18 protein-coding genes and 1 riboswitch are annotated in these 16,726 nt (G+C 45.2%); of the genes, 14 read left to right on the top strand and 4 right to left on the bottom strand.

Annotation, left to right across the window (positions count from 1 at the left end):
* Positions 1-42: 42 nt before the first annotated feature.
* The 3 genes from ACZ07B_RS13555 to ACZ07B_RS13545 are packed head-to-tail and all read left to right on the top strand — an operon-like array spanning position 43 to position 3,131.
* Entirely contained in the window at positions 43-1,236 is a 1,194-nt protein-coding gene (locus ACZ07B_RS13555) for an efflux RND transporter periplasmic adaptor subunit (protein ID WP_042974746.1), read from the top strand.
* Positions 1,220-1,909, top strand: coding sequence for an ABC transporter ATP-binding protein (locus ACZ07B_RS13550; protein ID WP_014480848.1), 690 nt, complete (start codon positions 1,220-1,222; stop codon positions 1,907-1,909). Before ACZ07B_RS13555 ends, ACZ07B_RS13550 begins: the two co-directional genes overlap by 17 nt.
* On the top strand, positions 1,902-3,131 hold the full coding sequence (locus ACZ07B_RS13545; protein WP_014480847.1) for an ABC transporter permease: 1,230 nt from the start codon (positions 1,902-1,904) through the stop codon (positions 3,129-3,131). The genes ACZ07B_RS13550 and ACZ07B_RS13545 overlap by 8 nt, the downstream gene beginning before the upstream one ends.
* A 33-nt stretch (positions 3,132-3,164) precedes the next feature.
* On the opposite strand, the gene rsiO is transcribed toward ACZ07B_RS13545, so the two are convergent.
* The 3 genes from rsiO to ACZ07B_RS13530 all read right to left on the bottom strand — a co-directional run bounded on the left by rsiO (position 3,165) and on the right by ACZ07B_RS13530 (position 5,065).
* Positions 3,165-3,575, bottom strand: a complete 411-nt coding sequence (gene rsiO / locus ACZ07B_RS13540; RefSeq protein ID WP_003243579.1) for an acid stress-sensitive anti sigma factor RsiO — start codon at positions 3,573-3,575, stop codon at positions 3,165-3,167.
* A gap of 60 nt (positions 3,576-3,635) precedes the next feature.
* The gene (gene oxdC, locus ACZ07B_RS13535; RefSeq protein ID WP_015384622.1) at positions 3,636-4,793 is read right to left on the bottom strand and encodes an oxalate decarboxylase; all 1,158 of its coding nucleotides are present in this window, start codon (positions 4,791-4,793) and stop codon (positions 3,636-3,638) included.
* A gap of 119 nt (positions 4,794-4,912) precedes the next feature.
* On the bottom strand, positions 4,913-5,065 hold the full coding sequence (locus ACZ07B_RS13530) for a YvrJ family protein (protein ID WP_003244090.1): 153 nt from the start codon (positions 5,063-5,065) through the stop codon (positions 4,913-4,915).
* Positions 5,066-5,266: 201 nt separating this feature from the next.
* Between ACZ07B_RS13530 and sigO the strand changes: the two genes are divergently transcribed.
* The 5 genes from sigO to ACZ07B_RS13505 all read left to right on the top strand — a co-directional run bounded on the left by sigO (position 5,267) and on the right by ACZ07B_RS13505 (position 9,595).
* Positions 5,267-5,797, top strand: a complete 531-nt coding sequence (gene sigO, locus ACZ07B_RS13525; RefSeq protein ID WP_014477957.1) for an RNA polymerase sigma factor SigO — start codon at positions 5,267-5,269, stop codon at positions 5,795-5,797.
* A gap of 3 nt (positions 5,798-5,800) precedes the next feature.
* The gene (gene rsoA, locus ACZ07B_RS13520) at positions 5,801-6,040 is read left to right on the top strand and encodes a sigma-O factor regulator RsoA (protein ID WP_021480583.1); all 240 of its coding nucleotides are present in this window, start codon (positions 5,801-5,803) and stop codon (positions 6,038-6,040) included.
* A 152-nt stretch (positions 6,041-6,192) separates the two neighbouring features.
* Positions 6,193-6,906, top strand: a complete 714-nt coding sequence (yvrH, locus tag ACZ07B_RS13515) for a two-component system response regulator YvrH (RefSeq protein ID WP_003243545.1) — start codon at positions 6,193-6,195, stop codon at positions 6,904-6,906.
* Positions 6,903-8,645, top strand: a complete 1,743-nt coding sequence (gene yvrG / locus ACZ07B_RS13510) for a two-component system sensor histidine kinase YvrG (protein WP_015714690.1) — start codon at positions 6,903-6,905, stop codon at positions 8,643-8,645. Before yvrH ends, yvrG begins: the two co-directional genes overlap by 4 nt.
* A gap of 71 nt (positions 8,646-8,716) precedes the next feature.
* Entirely contained in the window at positions 8,717-9,595 is an 879-nt protein-coding gene (locus ACZ07B_RS13505) for an SMP-30/gluconolactonase/LRE family protein (RefSeq protein WP_003228493.1), read from the top strand.
* Positions 9,596-9,632: 37 nt separating this feature from the next.
* Here the strand turns inward: ACZ07B_RS13505 and ACZ07B_RS13500 are convergent, their stop codons facing one another.
* On the bottom strand, positions 9,633-10,424 hold the full coding sequence (locus ACZ07B_RS13500; RefSeq protein WP_217020203.1) for an SDR family NAD(P)-dependent oxidoreductase: 792 nt from the start codon (positions 10,422-10,424) through the stop codon (positions 9,633-9,635).
* 153 nt (positions 10,425-10,577) lie between these two features.
* A riboswitch (cobalamin riboswitch) is annotated at positions 10,578-10,716 on the top strand.
* 105 nt (positions 10,717-10,821) lie between these two features.
* Here ACZ07B_RS13500 and ACZ07B_RS13495 point away from each other — a divergent pair.
* From ACZ07B_RS13495 to liaI, 6 genes are all read left to right on the top strand, one after another.
* Positions 10,822-11,766, top strand: coding sequence for an ABC transporter substrate-binding protein (locus ACZ07B_RS13495; RefSeq protein ID WP_217020205.1), 945 nt, complete (start codon positions 10,822-10,824; stop codon positions 11,764-11,766).
* Positions 11,729-12,790, top strand: a complete 1,062-nt coding sequence (locus ACZ07B_RS13490; RefSeq protein WP_464877315.1) for a FecCD family ABC transporter permease — start codon at positions 11,729-11,731, stop codon at positions 12,788-12,790. The genes ACZ07B_RS13495 and ACZ07B_RS13490 overlap by 38 nt, the downstream gene beginning before the upstream one ends.
* Positions 12,790-14,118 carry an ABC transporter ATP-binding protein gene (locus tag ACZ07B_RS13485; RefSeq protein ID WP_464877406.1) on the top strand — a complete coding sequence of 443 codons (1,329 nt, stop codon included), beginning with the start codon at positions 12,790-12,792 and terminating at the stop codon, positions 14,116-14,118. Before ACZ07B_RS13490 ends, ACZ07B_RS13485 begins: the two co-directional genes overlap by 1 nt.
* Positions 14,119-14,140: 22 nt before the next feature.
* Positions 14,141-14,722, top strand: coding sequence for a cob(I)yrinic acid a,c-diamide adenosyltransferase (locus tag ACZ07B_RS13480; RefSeq protein ID WP_464877314.1), 582 nt, complete (start codon positions 14,141-14,143; stop codon positions 14,720-14,722).
* A gap of 176 nt (positions 14,723-14,898) precedes the next feature.
* On the top strand, positions 14,899-16,167 hold the full coding sequence (locus tag ACZ07B_RS13475; RefSeq protein WP_003244338.1) for an MFS transporter: 1,269 nt from the start codon (positions 14,899-14,901) through the stop codon (positions 16,165-16,167).
* A gap of 161 nt (positions 16,168-16,328) precedes the next feature.
* Positions 16,329-16,709, top strand: coding sequence for a cell envelope stress-induced membrane anchor protein LiaI (gene liaI, locus ACZ07B_RS13470; RefSeq protein WP_038829327.1), 381 nt, complete (start codon positions 16,329-16,331; stop codon positions 16,707-16,709).
* The last annotated feature ends 17 nt before the right edge of the window (positions 16,710-16,726 follow it).

Raw genomic sequence — 16,726 nt, 5'->3', positions numbered from 1 at the left:
GTTTCGAAAATATTACATAGTTTACAGAAAGAGGAGATCGTTGTGTCCAAGAAGAAAAAATGGCTTATTGGCGGTGCGATATGTGCCGGTGTGCTTGTATTGGCTGGGATCGGCGCTGGCGGTTTTTACTTTTTTACCCACATGAACCAAGTTGCCGTATCATCGGAGCCCTATGCTGAATCGGTCGCGGTATACATGGGAGGAGATTCAGAATCAGGCCAAACGTTTTCTGGAAAGGTTGAACCTGAGAAACAGCAGAAAGTATACATAGATTCAGAAAAAGGCAGCATTAAAAAAACATACGTCAAAGAAGGCGATCAGGTTAAAAAGGGCGATAAGCTTTTTGAGTATGAGGGCGAGGATCATTCTGATGAAGTGGAGCAAGCAAATTTGCAAATTGAAATGACAAATCTGCAAATCAACCGTTTGCAAAAATCAATAACGGAAACGGAAAAGAAGCTGAAAGCGGCAGGAAAAGAAGAGAAAACCCAGCTTCAAGATGAACTTGATCAGGCCAATTTCGATTTGAAAACAAGCCAGCTTGAACTGAAGCAGCATCAAAAAGAACTGGCTGGCCTGACGAAAAACAAAGGTTCCAATGTCATTACAAGCAAGCATGACGGAATCGTTCAAAGCGTCAATCAGGATATCGCTGACGGTGCAACAGGCGACCAGGCAACGGGCCCGTATATCCAGATTGTTTCGACGGGCAAATATCTGGTCAAAAGCCAAATCAATGAGCTGTTAATGGACACGATCAAAAAAGGCAGCAAAGTCAGGGTCACGCTGAAAACAGGCGGTGAGGGCGAGTGGAAAGGTAAGGTCACCTCGATCGGCAAGCTTCCAGCGGGAGCAGGCGAGGGTGAAGAATCAGAAAGCTTTGCTGATGAAGAAATGAATCCCCAGTCCTCTAACTATCCTTTCACCATTTTATTAGACAGCCATAAAGGTCTTGAAGTCGGCTATCATGTCAACATCGAAGTGATGAGTGATAATGCTGATGCGGACACGATCAAGCTGCCGTCCGACATGGTCATTCAGGATGACGGCGAACCGTATGTGTGGAAAGCTGATGAGAATCAGAAAGCGGTTAAGCAGCCTGTTGAAATCGGAGAGACTGATGAAAATGACATGGTGGAAATTAAGAGCGGCCTGACGCCGGAAGATTATGTGATCTATCCTGATCCCGCGGTCAAGGAAGGAAAGCAGGTTACAGTCAATGCTGACACTGAATAATATTTCGAAGTCGTACAAGCTGGGAAAAGAAGAAGTTCCAATCTTGAAACATATCAATCTGACTGTTCAGGCGGGGGAGTTTTTAGCTATTATGGGGCCTTCGGGTTCTGGAAAGTCAACGTTAATGAATATTATCGGCTGTTTGGACAGGCCAACCTCAGGAACCTATACGCTTGACCAGATCGATATATTGAAAGGGAAAGACGGGGCTTTAGCCGAAATTCGCAATGAATCAATCGGGTTTGTGTTTCAAACTTTCCATTTGCTGCCACGTCTCACCGCGCTGCAAAATGTCGAGCTGCCGATGATCTACAATAAAGTGAAGAAAAAAGAGAGAAGGCAACGGGCATATGAAGCGCTGGAAAAGGTCGGATTAAAAGACAGGGTCTCTTACAAACCGCCTAAGCTGTCCGGCGGCCAAAAGCAGCGGGTGGCGATAGCGAGGGCCCTTGTCAATCAGCCGAGGTTTATTTTAGCTGATGAACCGACCGGGGCGCTTGATACCAAATCAAGTGAACAAATTTTGTCACTGTTTTCTGAACTGCATCGGGAAGGCAAGACTATTATTATGATAACCCACGACCCGGACGTCGCCAAAAAAGCTGACAGAACCGTTTTTATCAGAGACGGAGAGCTGGTATTAGATGAGAGAGGGGATATCAGCCATGCTTGAACATATTCGAATCTCCTTTCAATCCATTTTCTCTCATAAATTAAGATCCATTCTGACAATGCTCGGCGTGATTATCGGCATAGCGGCAATCATCGCGATTGTTTCAATGCTGAAGGGCCAAAGTGAGCAATTAAAGCAAAGTATGATCGGCATGGGAAACAACGCCATCAACGTTGTCTACCAGCCGTCTGGCGGAGAAGAGGAGAGCGGCGGCCCTCAGGTGTCGTATGCGTCCGCGCCGCCTGTAGCGGAAGAAACAGTAAAGGCGATCAAATCAGATCCGATGGTCAAAGGATTATCCTTATATTACTTGTCAGAAGGCGCGAGCGTTTTTCATTTAACAAACGTTTCGTATCCCCAAGTGTATGGAGTGGACGATGATTACTTTGACATGTTTCCAATCCGAATAACCGAAGGGAGAAAGCTGACGGAAAACGATTTAAACAGCACACACCAAGTAGTGATGATCAATGAAGCTGTCAGAGATGAACTGTTTCCAGACGGAGAAGCTCTGCATAAAAACATTGAGATGAATGGTGTGCCGTTTAAGGTCGTCGGTGTTTTTAAAGAAAAAAATCAACAGGAAAGCATGTTTGAAGGCGACTATGCGAACCCGGTTTTGTACGTGCCGAAAAAAGTGTGGCCGCTTATTGAAGGGTTTGACGCGCCAACGCAGATTGCCGTGCAGGCTGATTCTTCTGAGCATATCCAAGAAGCGGGTGTAATGGCTGCAGATCTTTTAAATCAGGGACTGTCAGAAGCTGAGCTGGAAAAAGCAGAGTACAGTGTAATGGATCTTCAGGAGATCGCGCAGGAAGTGGAGTCCTTTAATCAGTCATTTGCATTGCTGCTTGGCGGAATCGCCAGTATTTCACTTTTGGTGGGCGGTATCGGCGTCATGAACATTATGCTCGTTTCCGTAACGGAGCGCACGAGGGAAATCGGAATTAAGAAAGCGCTCGGTGCTAAGCGGCGTGTGATTTTATTTCAATTTTTAACCGAGGCTGTCGTGCTGACAAGCATTGGCGGAATACTCGGTGTGCTGGCGGGCTTCGGCATCGCCAAGCTGCTGACGGTCATTTTTCCGATGCCTTTTATCGTCTCCATTCCAGCTGTTGTCGGAGCACTCATCTTTTCAATGGCAGTCGGCATTATCTTCGGCTTGCTTCCGTCCATCAAGGCTTCGAAGCTTCAGCCTGTAGACGCGCTTCGCTATGAATAAAAAGAACGCATCCAATTGGAATGCGTTCTTTTTTTAGCTGGGAAGAGCCGAGTTGCATTTGTCTAAAATCAAAAAAACGGCTGCGACAATCATTTCTTCTGTGGTGGACAGCCAGATGTCGCTGATCAATTGGTCTGTTGTATGAGCAGTCATCCACAAAAACAGCAGCTGTACGATGCCGGCAAGGAGAATGAATAGACGTTTTCCTGTCTTGAAAAATGTAAAGCTATGTATCATCAGCCTTTCAAATGGTTCAAAGCATAATCCGAGAACAAGGAATACCACGGCAAAAAGCAGGACATGAGCTGCTGAGCGGTAGCTCGTTCCCGCTAAAGAAAACAATATATAGATGACAGCAAAATAGGTCAACACCACTGCTGCTGCGGCCAGCAAGTACTTTATGGAGAGCCGCAATAAGCGTTTTGAAGGGTTTTGATGTTTCACTGGTTCAGCTCCTTATGAAGGCTTGCAGAGAACGAGTGCTCTCTGCAAGCCGCAAGTCTTTTATTTACTGCATTTCTTTTTCACTACTGGGTGCTTTTCTTTTGAAAGCACATCAGTAAAGTCTTTGCCCAAGTCAAGGTGCGCTTGAACAAATTTTTCAGGAAGCATGGCAAGCCATTGGTTTAAAGATACATCAGCATAATGGTCGTCTTTGAAGATTTCTAAAAAGACAAGCGGTTCATCCCCGATGTTTTCAACGTAATGACCCATTGCAAATGGTACATATCCGACATCACCGGCTTGGTAATTAAACGTTCTGGCATGGCCGTCAGATGCAAAAACGGTCATCCTAGCTTTACCGGAGATGTAGTATTGCCATTCGTGTGTATTCGGATGCCAGTGCAGTTCCCTCATGGCGCCGGGTTCTACTGTTACGAGCGCTGATGCGATGGTTTTAGACACTTTGAAGTTTGTCGAATCTGCAATGTATACTTTTCCTCCCTCAGATTCGATCGGCTCTTGTTCAAGAAGGCGGTAAGTAAATGGATAAGGCACTTCGCCATTCGGCCCTTCCACAATATCATCTTTTAAACTGCCAGGGAGTTGGTTTTCAAATATATATTTTTCTTTGCCAGGCAAATTGGCAATCTCTTCTTTTGTCACGCCGAAGTTCGCAGCAATGACTTCTTTTGGAGTGTGGGCAAGCCAATCTGTCAGCTGGAACGTGCTGTTTTCAGAGAATGATCCATCGTCAAACACGAGCAGGAACTCAGCTCCCTCATCCAGCGCTTGTATGGAGTGCGGCAAGCCTGACGGGAAGTACCAAAGGTCTCCTTCACCTACATCGTCAATAAAGCTGCGCCCTTTTTCATCTACAATTGTGACTCTTGCACTTCCGTAAATCATATAAGCCCATTCTGCTTCTTTATGCCAGTGAAGCTCGCGAATGGCGCCTGGCTTCAGCCGCATATTTACGGATGCAAGGTTTTCTGAAATCGGCAATTCACGTACTGTCACTTCACGGGCATATCCGCCCTTTTCTAATCGGTTATGAGTATCAGAGAACGAAAACTTCATATTGCTGACGGTGCCATGATCGGTTTCAGGCGGAACGAGCATATCAGGGTTTTGCCGGTCTCTTTCAATATTGCGCGGGATTTTTACCGTTGCTCCTTTGTCTCCTCTAATTGGCTGCGGAATGTCATTTTGTTTTTTCATGAAATGTTTCCTCCTTAAATTTAATGTGATAGCAGAAAGAGAAGGTGAAAGGCCTTTCGTTTTCCCTTCTGTTTTGTTAAGTGAAAAAAAACAGTGAAAAGTCAACTTCGATTGAAAAATTATTTTTTTGCATGATCTTTCAGTTCTGTCATTAGTTCTATTAGTTGATCAAACTTCTTTTCGAATCGGGTCAGCAGATACATTGCAATCAGCGCGGGAAACCCCAAATTGCCGATCTGTTTTACGACTTCCTCTATAAAAACCTGATCCATAGGAAAATACCTCCCTTCTTTTTCTGCAGTCATGTATGTAAGTGAAGGAAATCCGATAAAACGTAAACTGCTGCAAAGTATTTTGGAAGACACTAGTCGGAAAGTAGTAGTTTACTTTTTTTTGCTTTCCTTCATTTAATTTAGTAGGGAGGCGGTTTAATGGACTATCAAAGTCTTTTACGGTCAAAATGTAAGGAGATAATGAAGCATCCCATCGTGAAGCATTTTTTGAGCAATCCTCAGCATTACCGTTTGTTCAAAAACGTAATGGAAAGCCCTAACGAAAAAGATGCAAAATCATTGGACGAGCTATTTAAGCAGTTTTATAAAGAAATCCGCATCGTCAAGTATATGAATTCAATGATTCGCATCTTTTCTATTGATTTTGATAAGCGGGTTCGCAAAAACCAAAAACGGTATCCGCTGACGGTTGATCATCCGGAGGCAGGAGATCGGCTTCCTTCCGAAACAGGAAGCGATGCATTTGAAGAATTTTTAGACAGGCAGGATGATTTGAGCCAGCATGTTCAGGATTATCAGCTCTACCAAGCGATCCAGAAGCTGACTGACAAACAAAAAAGTGTGCTGACGAAAGTGTATCTTCACGGTGCCACGATGCAGGAGATTGCAGATTCATTAGGGGAGTCCCGACAAAACATCTCCAACATTCATAAAAAGGGGCTGGAGAATATCAGAAAGCAGCTAGCGGCGCAAAAAAAGGGGGAAAAGTAAGCTGTGAACGGCCAGTTTGAACAAAAAAAGAAACAAAAAGACGAGACTTATGACATTGAGCACCTGATTGCATGCTTTTCACCGATGATCAGAAAAAAACTCAGCAATACGTCCTATCAAGAAAGAGAAGATTTAGAGCAAGAGCTGAAGATCAAAATGTTTGAAAAGGCTGATATGCTTTTATGTCAGGATGTACCGGGGTTTTGGGAGTTTATTTTGTACATGGTAGATGAGAACTCATAATATTTTCATATGTAAAAAACATCAAAAGGGAGCGCTTGTTTGCTCCTTTTTTGCTGTTTTGATTTGCCAAGCTCCAATGTATTCAAAAATGTACCATAAATAAACGATATAATGATAAGATGAAAAAAACAGTGACAGAAAGGAACATAAAAGTGGAAAATGCGTCAATTTTAATCGTAGACGATGAGAAAGCGATTGTGGACATGATCAAACGCGTTCTCGAAAAAGAAGGTTATCGAAATATACTGGATGCGGCAAGCGCAGAAGAAGCGATTCCCGTTGTGAAGGCCAATAAGGTTGACTTGATTGTGCTGGATGTCATGATGGGCGGAATGTCCGGTTTTGAAGCCTGCACATTGATCAGAGAGTATTCAGACGCTCCGATTTTTTTCCTGACGGCAAGATCATCCGACGCGGACAAATTATCGGGCTTTGCGGTTGGAGCTGATGACTATATCACAAAACCATTTAATCCGCTGGAATTAGCGGCGCGGATCAGAGCACATCTCAAGCGTACATATCAATCAAAAGAAACAAGTTCAAATCAAACCTACACATATGATTATTTTACTTTTTCTCCGCAAAATGCCGAGCTGATCGTAGGCGGGGAAGCCGTTGCCTGTTCAGCCCAGCTTCTGCAGCTTTTGCAGTATTTTTGTGAACACCCTAACGTGGTGCTTTCCAAAGATCAAATATATGAAAAAGTATGGGGCTATCCTTCCTACGGTGACAACAACACCGTCATGGTTCATATTCGCAAGCTTAGGGAGAAGATTGAGCGCGATCCGAGCAATCCGGAGTATATTGTAACCGTTCGAGGTCTCGGCTATCGTTTTATCCCAAATCCTGAAGGCAAGCGGTCATGAGGTTAAGATGGAAGTTTTTGTTTCACTTTTTCGGCCAGATGCTGATTGTGATCCTGCTGCTTACGGTTATGCTTGTTGCGTCGTTTTTCTATTTAGACGCTCGTTTTAGCGATGCGGAATCCAATTCAGGGCTGACGAAAGCAACGACCGACACACTTGAGGCATATCTCGATGTAAACGAAGACGGGACATGGGAAGTGGATAATTTCCTGAAGAAATCTGTTGATAAACAGCACGGCTGGATGCAAATCATTGATTCGGAAGGAAACACTGATTATTCCTACGGCGTGCCAAAAGACGTGCCGGGCACCTATACCAAGAAAGAGCTTTTGTCTATTTATAAAACCAAAAAGCTTCATAACTATAAACTGAATTATTGGGCCATCAATATTGAAGATAAGTCGTATCTTCTATTGTCCGGCTGGAAATCAAAAAGTGAACAGCTCCTGACTTCCGTTGAAAAGCGCGAACAAAAGATAGACTCACTAGCGCACTATAAGTCCAGTACCATCGACTATATTAAACGGAAAAAAGGCGCCATTTACCTGTTAGACAGCAATGGAAAGATTCTCGACAGCATCAACAGCACAAAAAGCGAAAGAAAAACGATGAACCAGCTGGAGCTGCTTAAATACAGCTCTAAGCCTTGGAACTATAAGCGGGAAATTTCCGTTAAGATCCTCAATAAAGACAGATGGATGGTCGCTACGGTGCCGAACCCTGTCTATGTAACCGATCAGGAGTTTAACAAATCATTCCTGAAGGTTGTATTAAAAGCGATGTTTCTCGTGATGGCCGTTTTGTTCATGTATATCATTTGGATGACCGTTTGGTATATGTTCCGATTCGGGCTGCCGATTTTTCACACGATTAGATGGCTGGTCAATCTGTCAAAAGGGAAGCTTGAGGAGCCCAGAAACCGGGAAGGCCGTCCTGTCAGCAAAAATAAAAAGGGAAAAATCAAACAGCCGTACCGCTTCTTTGGTGAGATATTTGAATCAATGGATCAGCTGACTGAAACGCTGAGAAGGGATAAAAGAAACAGAGAAAAAATCCAGGCGACAAGGGAAGAATGGATTGCCGGTTTGTCACATGACTTAAAAACACCGCTCAGCAGCATTTACGGCTACAGCATGATGCTCGAGTCGAAGCAGTATGACTGGTCGCCGGAAGAAGTGAAAGAAATGGGGCAGGTTGTCAGAGAAAAATCTGAATACATGTCCAAGCTGATTGAAGACTTAAATTTAACGTATCGGCTGAAAAATGATGCTCTTCCTATTGAGAGAAAGCTCACTAGCCTTATCCCGTTTTTTAAAAATGTCATTGAGGATTTTAAGAAAAATCCGTTTTCTGAAGGGTATGATATCTCGTTTGTATCCAAAGAAGAGCATATTGAATTTGCCCTTGATGAAGCGTGGTTCAGGCGCATATTAGAAAACCTCCTTGGGAATGCCGTGAAACACAACGGCAAAGGAACAGAGATTCAAGTCATTCTGGAACAAACAAAAAATCATATTTCTTTAAAGGTGAAGGACAATGGGAAAGGAATGGATGAAGAAACGATCACCCATTTGTTTAACCGTTATTACAGAGGGACGAACACAAAAGATTCAACTGCCGGAACGGGTCTCGGGCTCGCGATTGCCAAGGAGCTTGTCCATCTGCATAACGGAACGATCCATGTGAACAGCAGAATGGACATTGGAACGGTCATTACCATCCTTTTTAAAAAACAATAAACATCATGTGGTTTGGACACCTCTTTGCCGGGAATAACAATATATAGACTGAAGCTAAAGAGGTGTAACACATGGATGCAGTATTGGAAGCAGACACTCGGGCAGTGATTGGAGAAGGCCCGTTATGGGATGAAGAAAACGGCCGCTTATATTGGGTTGATATCCTGGGGAGCGAGCTCCACATCTTTGACCCTGAAGAAAAAATCAACCGATCAATCAAATTCAAATCCTTTGTGACGGCGCTTGCGAAATATTCAAAGGATGAACTGATTATGACGATGAAGGACGGGTTTTACCTGTATCATCTTCGGGATGACAGCTTGGAAAAAATTAAACAGCCGAAGGACATGCATGAGAGCCTGAGATTTAATGATGCTAAATGTGACCCGTACGGAAGGCTTTGGGCGGGGACGACGAGCATGGAAGGCGAGCAAAAACAGGCGTCGCTGTACCGTTTGAATCTAGACGGCAGTCTTGTCAAAATCAAGGATCAAGTCTCCACCTCAAACGGTTTGGATTGGGACCGCGAGCGGAATTTGATGTATTACATCGACACGCCGACGCAGGAGATTGTGCGTTACAGCTATGATCCTCAAAGCGGAGATGTTTCGAATCCAGAACCTGTCTATCGTTTTGATCAGTCGGACGGATTGCCGGACGGCATGACAATTGACCAAAATGGCATGCTGTGGGTGGCGCTGTTTGGCGGCAGCCGCGTTGTTCACATTGACCCGTTTCAGAAAAAAGAAATCAATTCAATCAGCGTGCCGGCTAAATATGTCACGTGCTGCGCGTTCGGCGGCAGAGACTTAAAAACTCTTTACATTACAACGGCAACAGAACAAATGACAGAAAAAGAGAGATACGAGCAGCCTCACGCTGGAGGGTTGTTTTCAGCACAACTGGAAACAGGCGGATATCAGCCGGTACCATTTGCTGGAGACGTATAAAAAAAACGCATCCGAAACAACGGATGCGTTTTTTATACTACAGAGAACGGATAATGCCGCCTTCCACACGCTGTGCCGTGCCGTTAATGGCGGATGCGGCGTCAGACGCGAGGAATACGATTGTGTTGGCGACTTCTTCTGCTGTCGCGTATCGCTGAATAAGCGAGGTTGGCTCATTGACCTTGAAATAGTCTTTGATAAATGTATCTGTATCCTGGCCGGCTGCTTGTGCGGCGCCTTCCATATAGGATGCCACGCCCTCCGTCCAAGTAGGTCCCGGGAGCACTGAGTTGACCGTCACATTTGTGCCTTTTGTCATTTCAGCCATTCCTCTTGAAAGGCTGATCAGCGCCGTTTTTGTCATTGAGTATGGAATCATCGTTGGCAGCGGTTTGACGCCTGCTTCACTTGCAATATTTAAAATGCGGCCGCTGTTTTTGGCAAGCATTTTTGGAAGGAAGTGACGGCTTGTCCGAACGGCGCTCATCACGTTCACTTCGAAATATTGATTCCACTCCTCATCTGTCACATCTGTAAAGTCTTTTACTTCGAAGAAACCAAGGTTGTTGACAAGGATATCGATATCACCGATTTCATTTACTTTTTCAATAAAAGCCGCTGCTTCATCTGTTTTTGACAAATCGGCAGCAGCACCGTGCACCGTTCCATAGCCAGAAAGCTCTTCAATGGTGCGATCGACAGTCTCCTGTTTGCGTCCGTTGACAATGACTGCCGCACCCTCTTGCAGAAAGCTTTTTGCGGCGGCTTTCCCGATGCCGGACGTCGAGCCGGTGATTAAGACGAGTTTGTCTTTTAGCTGTAAATCCATAAGAATCATTCCTTTTGATTGATGATGGTATTAAGTATACAAGATCAAATTTAGTGTTTACGAGGATTTTGCTCCCATACACAATACGGGGAAAAGTCATTCAGGACGCATATACAAGCCTGTCAGTCATATAGTATAATTACTCCGAAAAAAGGATACGAATGTCAAATAGGTGCCGGTCCGTGAACAACAGCCGGCTTAAAAGGGAAACCGGTAAAAGCCGGTGCGGTCCCGCCACTGTAATTGGGCAAGCGCCAAGAGCCAGGATACCTGCCTGTTTGATCAGCACGAATTCTGCGAGGACAGATGATGTGTAAACAATAGGCTTTTTTGTGTTGTTTACAGCATCTTTACCGTCGTAGAGATGCTTTTTTAGTTCGTTTAGGAGGAAAATATTATGAAAAAACGAGCCGGGATATGGACTGCGCTCCTGCTGGCTGCTGTTATGCTGGCAGGCTGCGGCAATCCTGCGGATCAGAAGGATTCAAAGGCAAAACAAAAAACAGAAGCGTTTCCTGTCACCATTGATGATGCGTCAAACCAAGATGTAACCATCAAAAAAGAGCCAAAAAAGATTGTTTCATTAATGCCGAGCAACACAGAAATTACATACGCACTCGGCCTTGGTGACAAAGTGGTCGGTGTCACCACAAACGATACCTATCCAAAGGAAGTCAAAAAGGTTGAGAAAGTCGGAGATATGAATGTAAACGTTGAAAAAGTCATTTCTCTAAAACCAGATCTCGTTCTGGCCCATGAGTCTTCCATGTCAGCATCAGCGGATGCCATCAAACAGCTGAAGGACGCGGGCATTACAGTGCTGACTGTCAATGATGCACAATCATTCTCCGAGGTGTACAAATCAATCGAAATGATCGGAGAAGCTGCCGGGGCGGAGAAAAAAGCCGACCAGCTCGTGAAAAGCATGAAATCAGATCTAAAGGATATTCAAGAAAAAGCGAAAAACATTTCAAAGGACGAGGAGAAAAGCGTATTTATCGAGGTTTCTCCTAATCCTGACATTTATACAACCGGAAAAGATACGTTTATGAATGAAATGCTGAATGTCATCCATGCTAAAAACGCAGCTGCGGATCAGACAGGATGGGTGCAAATGACAGACGAGGCGATCGTAAAACTCAATCCTGATGCAATTGTTACAACGGACGGTGTGAAAGCGAAAGCTGTGGAAAAACGCGATGGCTGGAGCGAAATCAATGCTGTGAAACATCATCGTGTATATGATGTGGACCCTGATCTTGTGACACGTTCCGGTCCCCGTCTGATCGAAGGGGTCGAAGAACTTGCAGAAAGCATTTACCCGGATACGTTTAAGGAATAATCGTTATGCCGCATATATCATTGGTTTCTCATTTTTAGCCGTGAGCATCATCTTAGGAATTTCTTGCGGCAGCCTGCATATTCCTATTCCCGCTGTCTTTCGTGTCTTTTGGCATCAAGGCTTCGGCGGCTCTATCGGTTCTGATGATCCGATGTACACTAATATTATGATGAATATCAGACTGCCGAGAGTTGTGCTGGCCGCCCTTGTGGGGGCGGCTCTTTCTATTGCAGGGGCCGCTTTTCAAGGATTGTTGAAAAATCCGCTTGCTGATCCCTATACGCTAGGTGTGTCATCCGGTGCTTCAGTCGGAGCTGTTGTGACTCTGTTCTTAGGTCTGCACCTTCCTGTCATCGGAGAGTTTACACTCCCGGTTGTGAGTGTAGCCGCGGCACTTGCCACGATGGCGGCGGTCCTTTTCTTCAGCCGCCTCGTTCATGCTTCGATGTCTGTTTCCACCCTCATTTTGACCGGTGTCATCACCAACTCTTTTTTAGGCGCATTTATTTCTCTTATCATCGCCTTGACAGGAGACAACCTGCTTCCGATTGTGCATTGGCTGCTTGGCAGCGTCTCAATGAGGGGCTGGAGCTATGTTATTTTGTTTCTCCCGTTTTTTCTTTTGGGAACCATTTTATTGATTATAAACGGAAGGGAACTGAACGTGATGACATATGGAGAAGATAAAGCAAAGCTTCTTGGAGTCAGTGTTCAGCAGAGGAAGATGATGATTTTAATAGCCGGATCTCTTTTGACGGGAAGCGCTGTGGCAGTATCGGGTACGATTGGTTTTGTCGGCCTTGTGATTCCGCATATCACAAGGCTTTTGTGGGGAACGGACCATCGGCATTTACTGCCGCTGTCCGCCTTGCTTGGGGCAGGGTTTCTTGTTTTAGCCGATCTGCTTTCCAGAACCATCATTGAGCCGATTGAACTGCCGATCGGGATCATTACGTCCTTGGCGGGAGCGCCTGTGTTCGCTCTTATTTTAATTCGGCAGCACCGCGGGGGGAGAAGCTTATGATGAAGGCAGAAGGGCTGTCGGGAGGATACGGCGACAGCCGCCTAATTAACAATGTCAGCTTAACCGTGGAGAAGGGAGAATTTCTCGGAATTCTCGGCCCCAATGGAAGCGGAAAAACTACGCTTTTGCACTTGCTGACAGGTACGCTGCCGGCCAAGGAAGGCAGGGTTTATCTGGCCGGAAAACTGCTGGCGGACTATAAACCGAAGGAACTGGCCCAAATCATGGCTGTCCTGCCGCAAAAAACGGATCAAGCCTTCACCTTTACCGTCGAAGAAACTGTAGCCTTTGGCAGATATCCATTCCAAACGGGGCTGTTCAGACAGCAGACTGAAAAGGATGAAGCCATTGTACAGGAAGCAATGGAGCAAACAGGAGTGGCCGATTTTGCGCAAAAGCCGATTCGCGAACTAAGCGGAGGGGAACAGCAGCGGGTGTATTTGGCACAAGCTTTGGCGCAGCAGCCGCGTATTTTATTTTTGGACGAGCCGACTAATTTTCTCGATCTGGCTTATCAAAAAGACCTGCTTGATCTGATCAAACGCCTGACGAGAGAAAGCGGATTGGCAGCTGTCAGCGTTTTTCATGATCTGAACACCGCAAGCCTGTACTGTGATGAGCTCATGTTTATGAAAAACGGTGCCGCTGGGCCTAAGCAAAAACCGGAATATGCTGTCACAGAACAAAGCATAAAGGCGGTGTACGATACAGATGTCACCGCCTTGGTACATCAAAGCTCACCTAAACCGATGATTGTGATTCAGCCTGAAAAAGATAGCGCGAAGCGGCAGTCTATCCCATTTGAAGCATTGCTCCAAGCGGGGCGTGATAACATTCTTCTGCAAACGGAAATCCCGCTTCGAACATTGTCCTCGACGCCTATCGGTGCAGGGTTTTCGTGGAGCAGGACGCTGATCCATAAACGGCTGCCAGATCAGCCAGATCCGATAGAAGGACTTACGGCCTGTCTTTCAGAAAGCGGTTTTCAACTGCAGGAGACGTGTGCGATGGCTTCTTCAGAAAGACTTGACCGTTTCGTGTATCGAACGTATGAAGACAGAGAGTTATCCGTTTTCATATGCGTTCAGACCGGCTTTTCGATTTGGATTTTGATAAACGGCTATGCGGCAGATCAATTCTTCATCAAAGCTCTTATGGCTGCCGAAGCAGAACGGACGAAAGTGCTGGGAGACGGAGGAGGCACAGGTGATATTCTCATCGCCGCGACTCAAACTCAGCAATCCGAAAACATAGAACAGCGGCTGAACCAATTGATAAAGAAAGGGACAGCTGAATGTGTAAAAGAGGCTGCTGAGTTGTTTGAATAAGTCTGTAAAGGAGATTCAGGGTATGAAACTATATACAAAAACAGGCGATAAGGGACAAACGGGCTTAGTCGGGGGCAGAACGGACAAGGACAGCCTACGCGTCGAAAGCTACGGCACGATTGACGAGCTTAACAGCTTTATCGGGCTTGCTTTGGCAGAGCTTTCCGGGCAGCCCGGCTTTGAAGATCTGACAGCCGAGCTGCTGACCATCCAGCATGGGCTGTTTGACTGCGGAGGCGATCTGGCAATCGTCACAGAAAGAAAAGACTACAAACTAACGGAAGAATCTGTTTCCTTTTTAGAAACGCGCATTGATGCCTATACAGCAGAAGCACCGGAACTGAAGAAATTTATTCTTCCAGGCGGATCAAAGGGTGCTTCGCTTCTCCATATCGCGCGCACCATTACTAGGCGGGCAGAACGAAGAGTGGTGGCGCTGATGAAATCGGAGGAGATTCATGAAACAGTGCTGCGTTATCTCAATCGTCTGTCCGATTATTTCTTTGCCGCCGCACGGGTTGTGAATGCAAGAAACGGTATTGGCGATGTAGAATATGAAAGAAGTGCCATTGTGTTTCGGGACCGAGACAGCAGTGAATCATAAAAAGTGAAAACGAAAGCCGGCGTGTTCAAATACATGCCGGCTTTTTTTGTTTTTCACTCTGTCAATTTCCCATTTTACGACAAAAAATGAACCTTATGAATTATTGACTGAAAAATGGAAAAATGAGATATTGTAATAAATAGATGTAAAAAATAGGCAACGGGGGGCTCTGATGGATGGTGAATTTAATTGAAAGTGATAGCATCTGGAAGAGAAATTTCAATTATCTGTTTTTCTCAAGAATAGTCAAGATATCCGGCGATATGTTCGCATTTAATTCAATATTATGGTTTTTAATTTATGACGGCAAAGGTGCGATCGGCACTGCTTTATTGATTGCTGTCACGTTTTTGCCGGAAGCCGTTCTGGCGCCTGTGACGGGGCCTTTTATGAAACAGACCACGCTGAAATTTTGGATGTACTTTTCAGATCTGACAAGGGCGGCGATTGTTTTGATTATCCCTCTATGTCATTTTGCGGGCTTCTCTCCGCTGTGGTTTGTCATGACGCTTATGATTGTGCATTCAGCTACTGGAGCTGCCTACAATCCCGCCTCTATCGCTTTGATTCCTCAAATCGTAAATGAACAGGGCATTCAAAAAGCAAACGCTGTGCTGCAATCCTCCGCTCAAATTGTCAGGCTCGGGGCTGTCACATTATGCGGCGCTTTTCTTACATTTATCAGTCCTTCTTATACCATGCTTATCGCACTTGTGCTCTATTTGGTGTCGGGTTTTCTCGTTCTTTTTATTAAGTACACTGCGGTTGAATCTCAATCAGAGTCTGCGGTTGTTACACAGAGAGGAACATATATCGGAAGACTGAAACGCGGCTTTAGGCTCGTCAGAAAACACCAGATTTTATATCCGCTCGCCATTTACTGTATCTTTATGAATTTCGCGGCTGCCCCATGGGAAGCGCTCTCTGCCGTATACGTTGCGGAAGATTTAAACGGCCAGCCGATTGTATACTCGCTTTTAAAGGCCACCACCGCCGCGGGCGCGTTTTTATTAGGGTTTGTGCTGGCGAAAGTCAAAGTAAACAGGTACGGCTTGTTATTCGTCACTGCCGGCATTATTGAAGGATTTGCTTTCTTTATTACCGGGATGAATACATTTTTGCCGCTCGTCTTTTTCGCTGCTTTTACCTTTGGCGCCGCAGTCAGTGCTGTTAATGTTCCTGAGTACACGATTATCCAGACGTCTGTGGATAGTGAGGATCAGCCGCAGGTTTACGCCGTTATACATATGATCTCCAATATTTCGATCCCTGCCGGAGCTGTCATTTGCGGGTATGCCGCAAATGCTTTCGGCTCAGGTAAAGTGATCGCTGTCGGCGGGATTGTAGAAATTATTGCGGGTATCGGAATCTTGCTGTTTACAAAACTGGCCAAAGCAGAAAGGTCCGACCTGATTAAAGAAAGGGAAGCAAGTGTTCATCTGTAAAGGGTTTTGAAACGCCATGCCTCGTGCATGGCGTTTTTTTGTGCCGATGGGTCCGGTGCCAGATACGACTCCGGTCTTATATAAAAATCAATCTCTGATTCGTTTTGCATATCTTCCAACTTGTATAAGATGAAGACAAGGAAAACGAAAGGAGGATCTGCATGAAGATAAACAAGAAAACAATAGGCGGATTCTTATTAATTGTATTTGGGATCTCTGTCTTTTTTGGAGGAGGAAGCTTCGGCTTTATCATCCCGCTCGCCATCGGGGGCTTAATGACATACGCAGGAGTCAAAAGGTTTGCCGCGGGAAAAACCATCACGGGAATCATCGTGGGCGGTATCGGAGCCATTATGCTCATCTGCTCACTTCCGTTTGTCGTCGGAATCGCATTGGCAGCCGCTATGGTTTATTACGGCTGGAAGCTGATGAAAAACGGATCAGCTGATAACGGTGTATCATCTTTTGATCCTGAACCGGCTTCTGCTGCCTACCAATCTCACTTTGATGACGAATGGGAAGAATTTTTGAAGAAAAAATAATATCAATATATTAGGAG

The sequence above is a fragment of the Bacillus sp. 9.4 genome, from assembly GCF_055486415.1.
Note: the sequence above shows the minus strand (reverse complement) of the source record. Positions and strands in the feature narration are given on the sequence as shown.

What these genes read in the sequence shown, in the direction of transcription:
- liaI (WP_038829327.1), top strand. Translation starts at nt 16,329, where the DNA reads ATGAAGATAAACAAGAAAACAATAGGCGGATTCTTATTAATTGTATTT.
- ACZ07B_RS13545 (WP_014480847.1), top strand. Translation starts at nt 1,902, where the DNA reads ATGCTTGAACATATTCGAATCTCCTTTCAATCCATTTTCTCTCATAAA.
- ACZ07B_RS13485 (WP_464877406.1), top strand. Translation starts at nt 12,790, where the DNA reads ATGAAGGCAGAAGGGCTGTCGGGAGGATACGGCGACAGCCGCCTAATT.
- ACZ07B_RS13480 (WP_464877314.1), top strand. Translation starts at nt 14,141, where the DNA reads ATGAAACTATATACAAAAACAGGCGATAAGGGACAAACGGGCTTAGTC.
- sigO (WP_014477957.1), top strand. Translation starts at nt 5,267, where the DNA reads ATGAAGCATCCCATCGTGAAGCATTTTTTGAGCAATCCTCAGCATTAC.
- ACZ07B_RS13505 (WP_003228493.1), top strand. Translation starts at nt 8,717, where the DNA reads ATGGATGCAGTATTGGAAGCAGACACTCGGGCAGTGATTGGAGAAGGC.
- ACZ07B_RS13500 (WP_217020203.1), bottom strand. Translation starts at nt 10,424, where the DNA reads ATGGATTTACAGCTAAAAGACAAACTCGTCTTAATCACCGGCTCGACG.
- ACZ07B_RS13530 (WP_003244090.1), bottom strand. Translation starts at nt 5,065, where the DNA reads ATGGATCAGGTTTTTATAGAGGAAGTCGTAAAACAGATCGGCAATTTG.
- oxdC (WP_015384622.1), bottom strand. Translation starts at nt 4,793, where the DNA reads ATGAAAAAACAAAATGACATTCCGCAGCCAATTAGAGGAGACAAAGGA.
- ACZ07B_RS13475 (WP_003244338.1), top strand. Translation starts at nt 14,899, where the DNA reads ATGGTGAATTTAATTGAAAGTGATAGCATCTGGAAGAGAAATTTCAAT.
- ACZ07B_RS13550 (WP_014480848.1), top strand. Translation starts at nt 1,220, where the DNA reads ATGCTGACACTGAATAATATTTCGAAGTCGTACAAGCTGGGAAAAGAA.
- ACZ07B_RS13495 (WP_217020205.1), top strand. Translation starts at nt 10,822, where the DNA reads ATGAAAAAACGAGCCGGGATATGGACTGCGCTCCTGCTGGCTGCTGTT.
- yvrG (WP_015714690.1), top strand. Translation starts at nt 6,903, where the DNA reads ATGAGGTTAAGATGGAAGTTTTTGTTTCACTTTTTCGGCCAGATGCTG.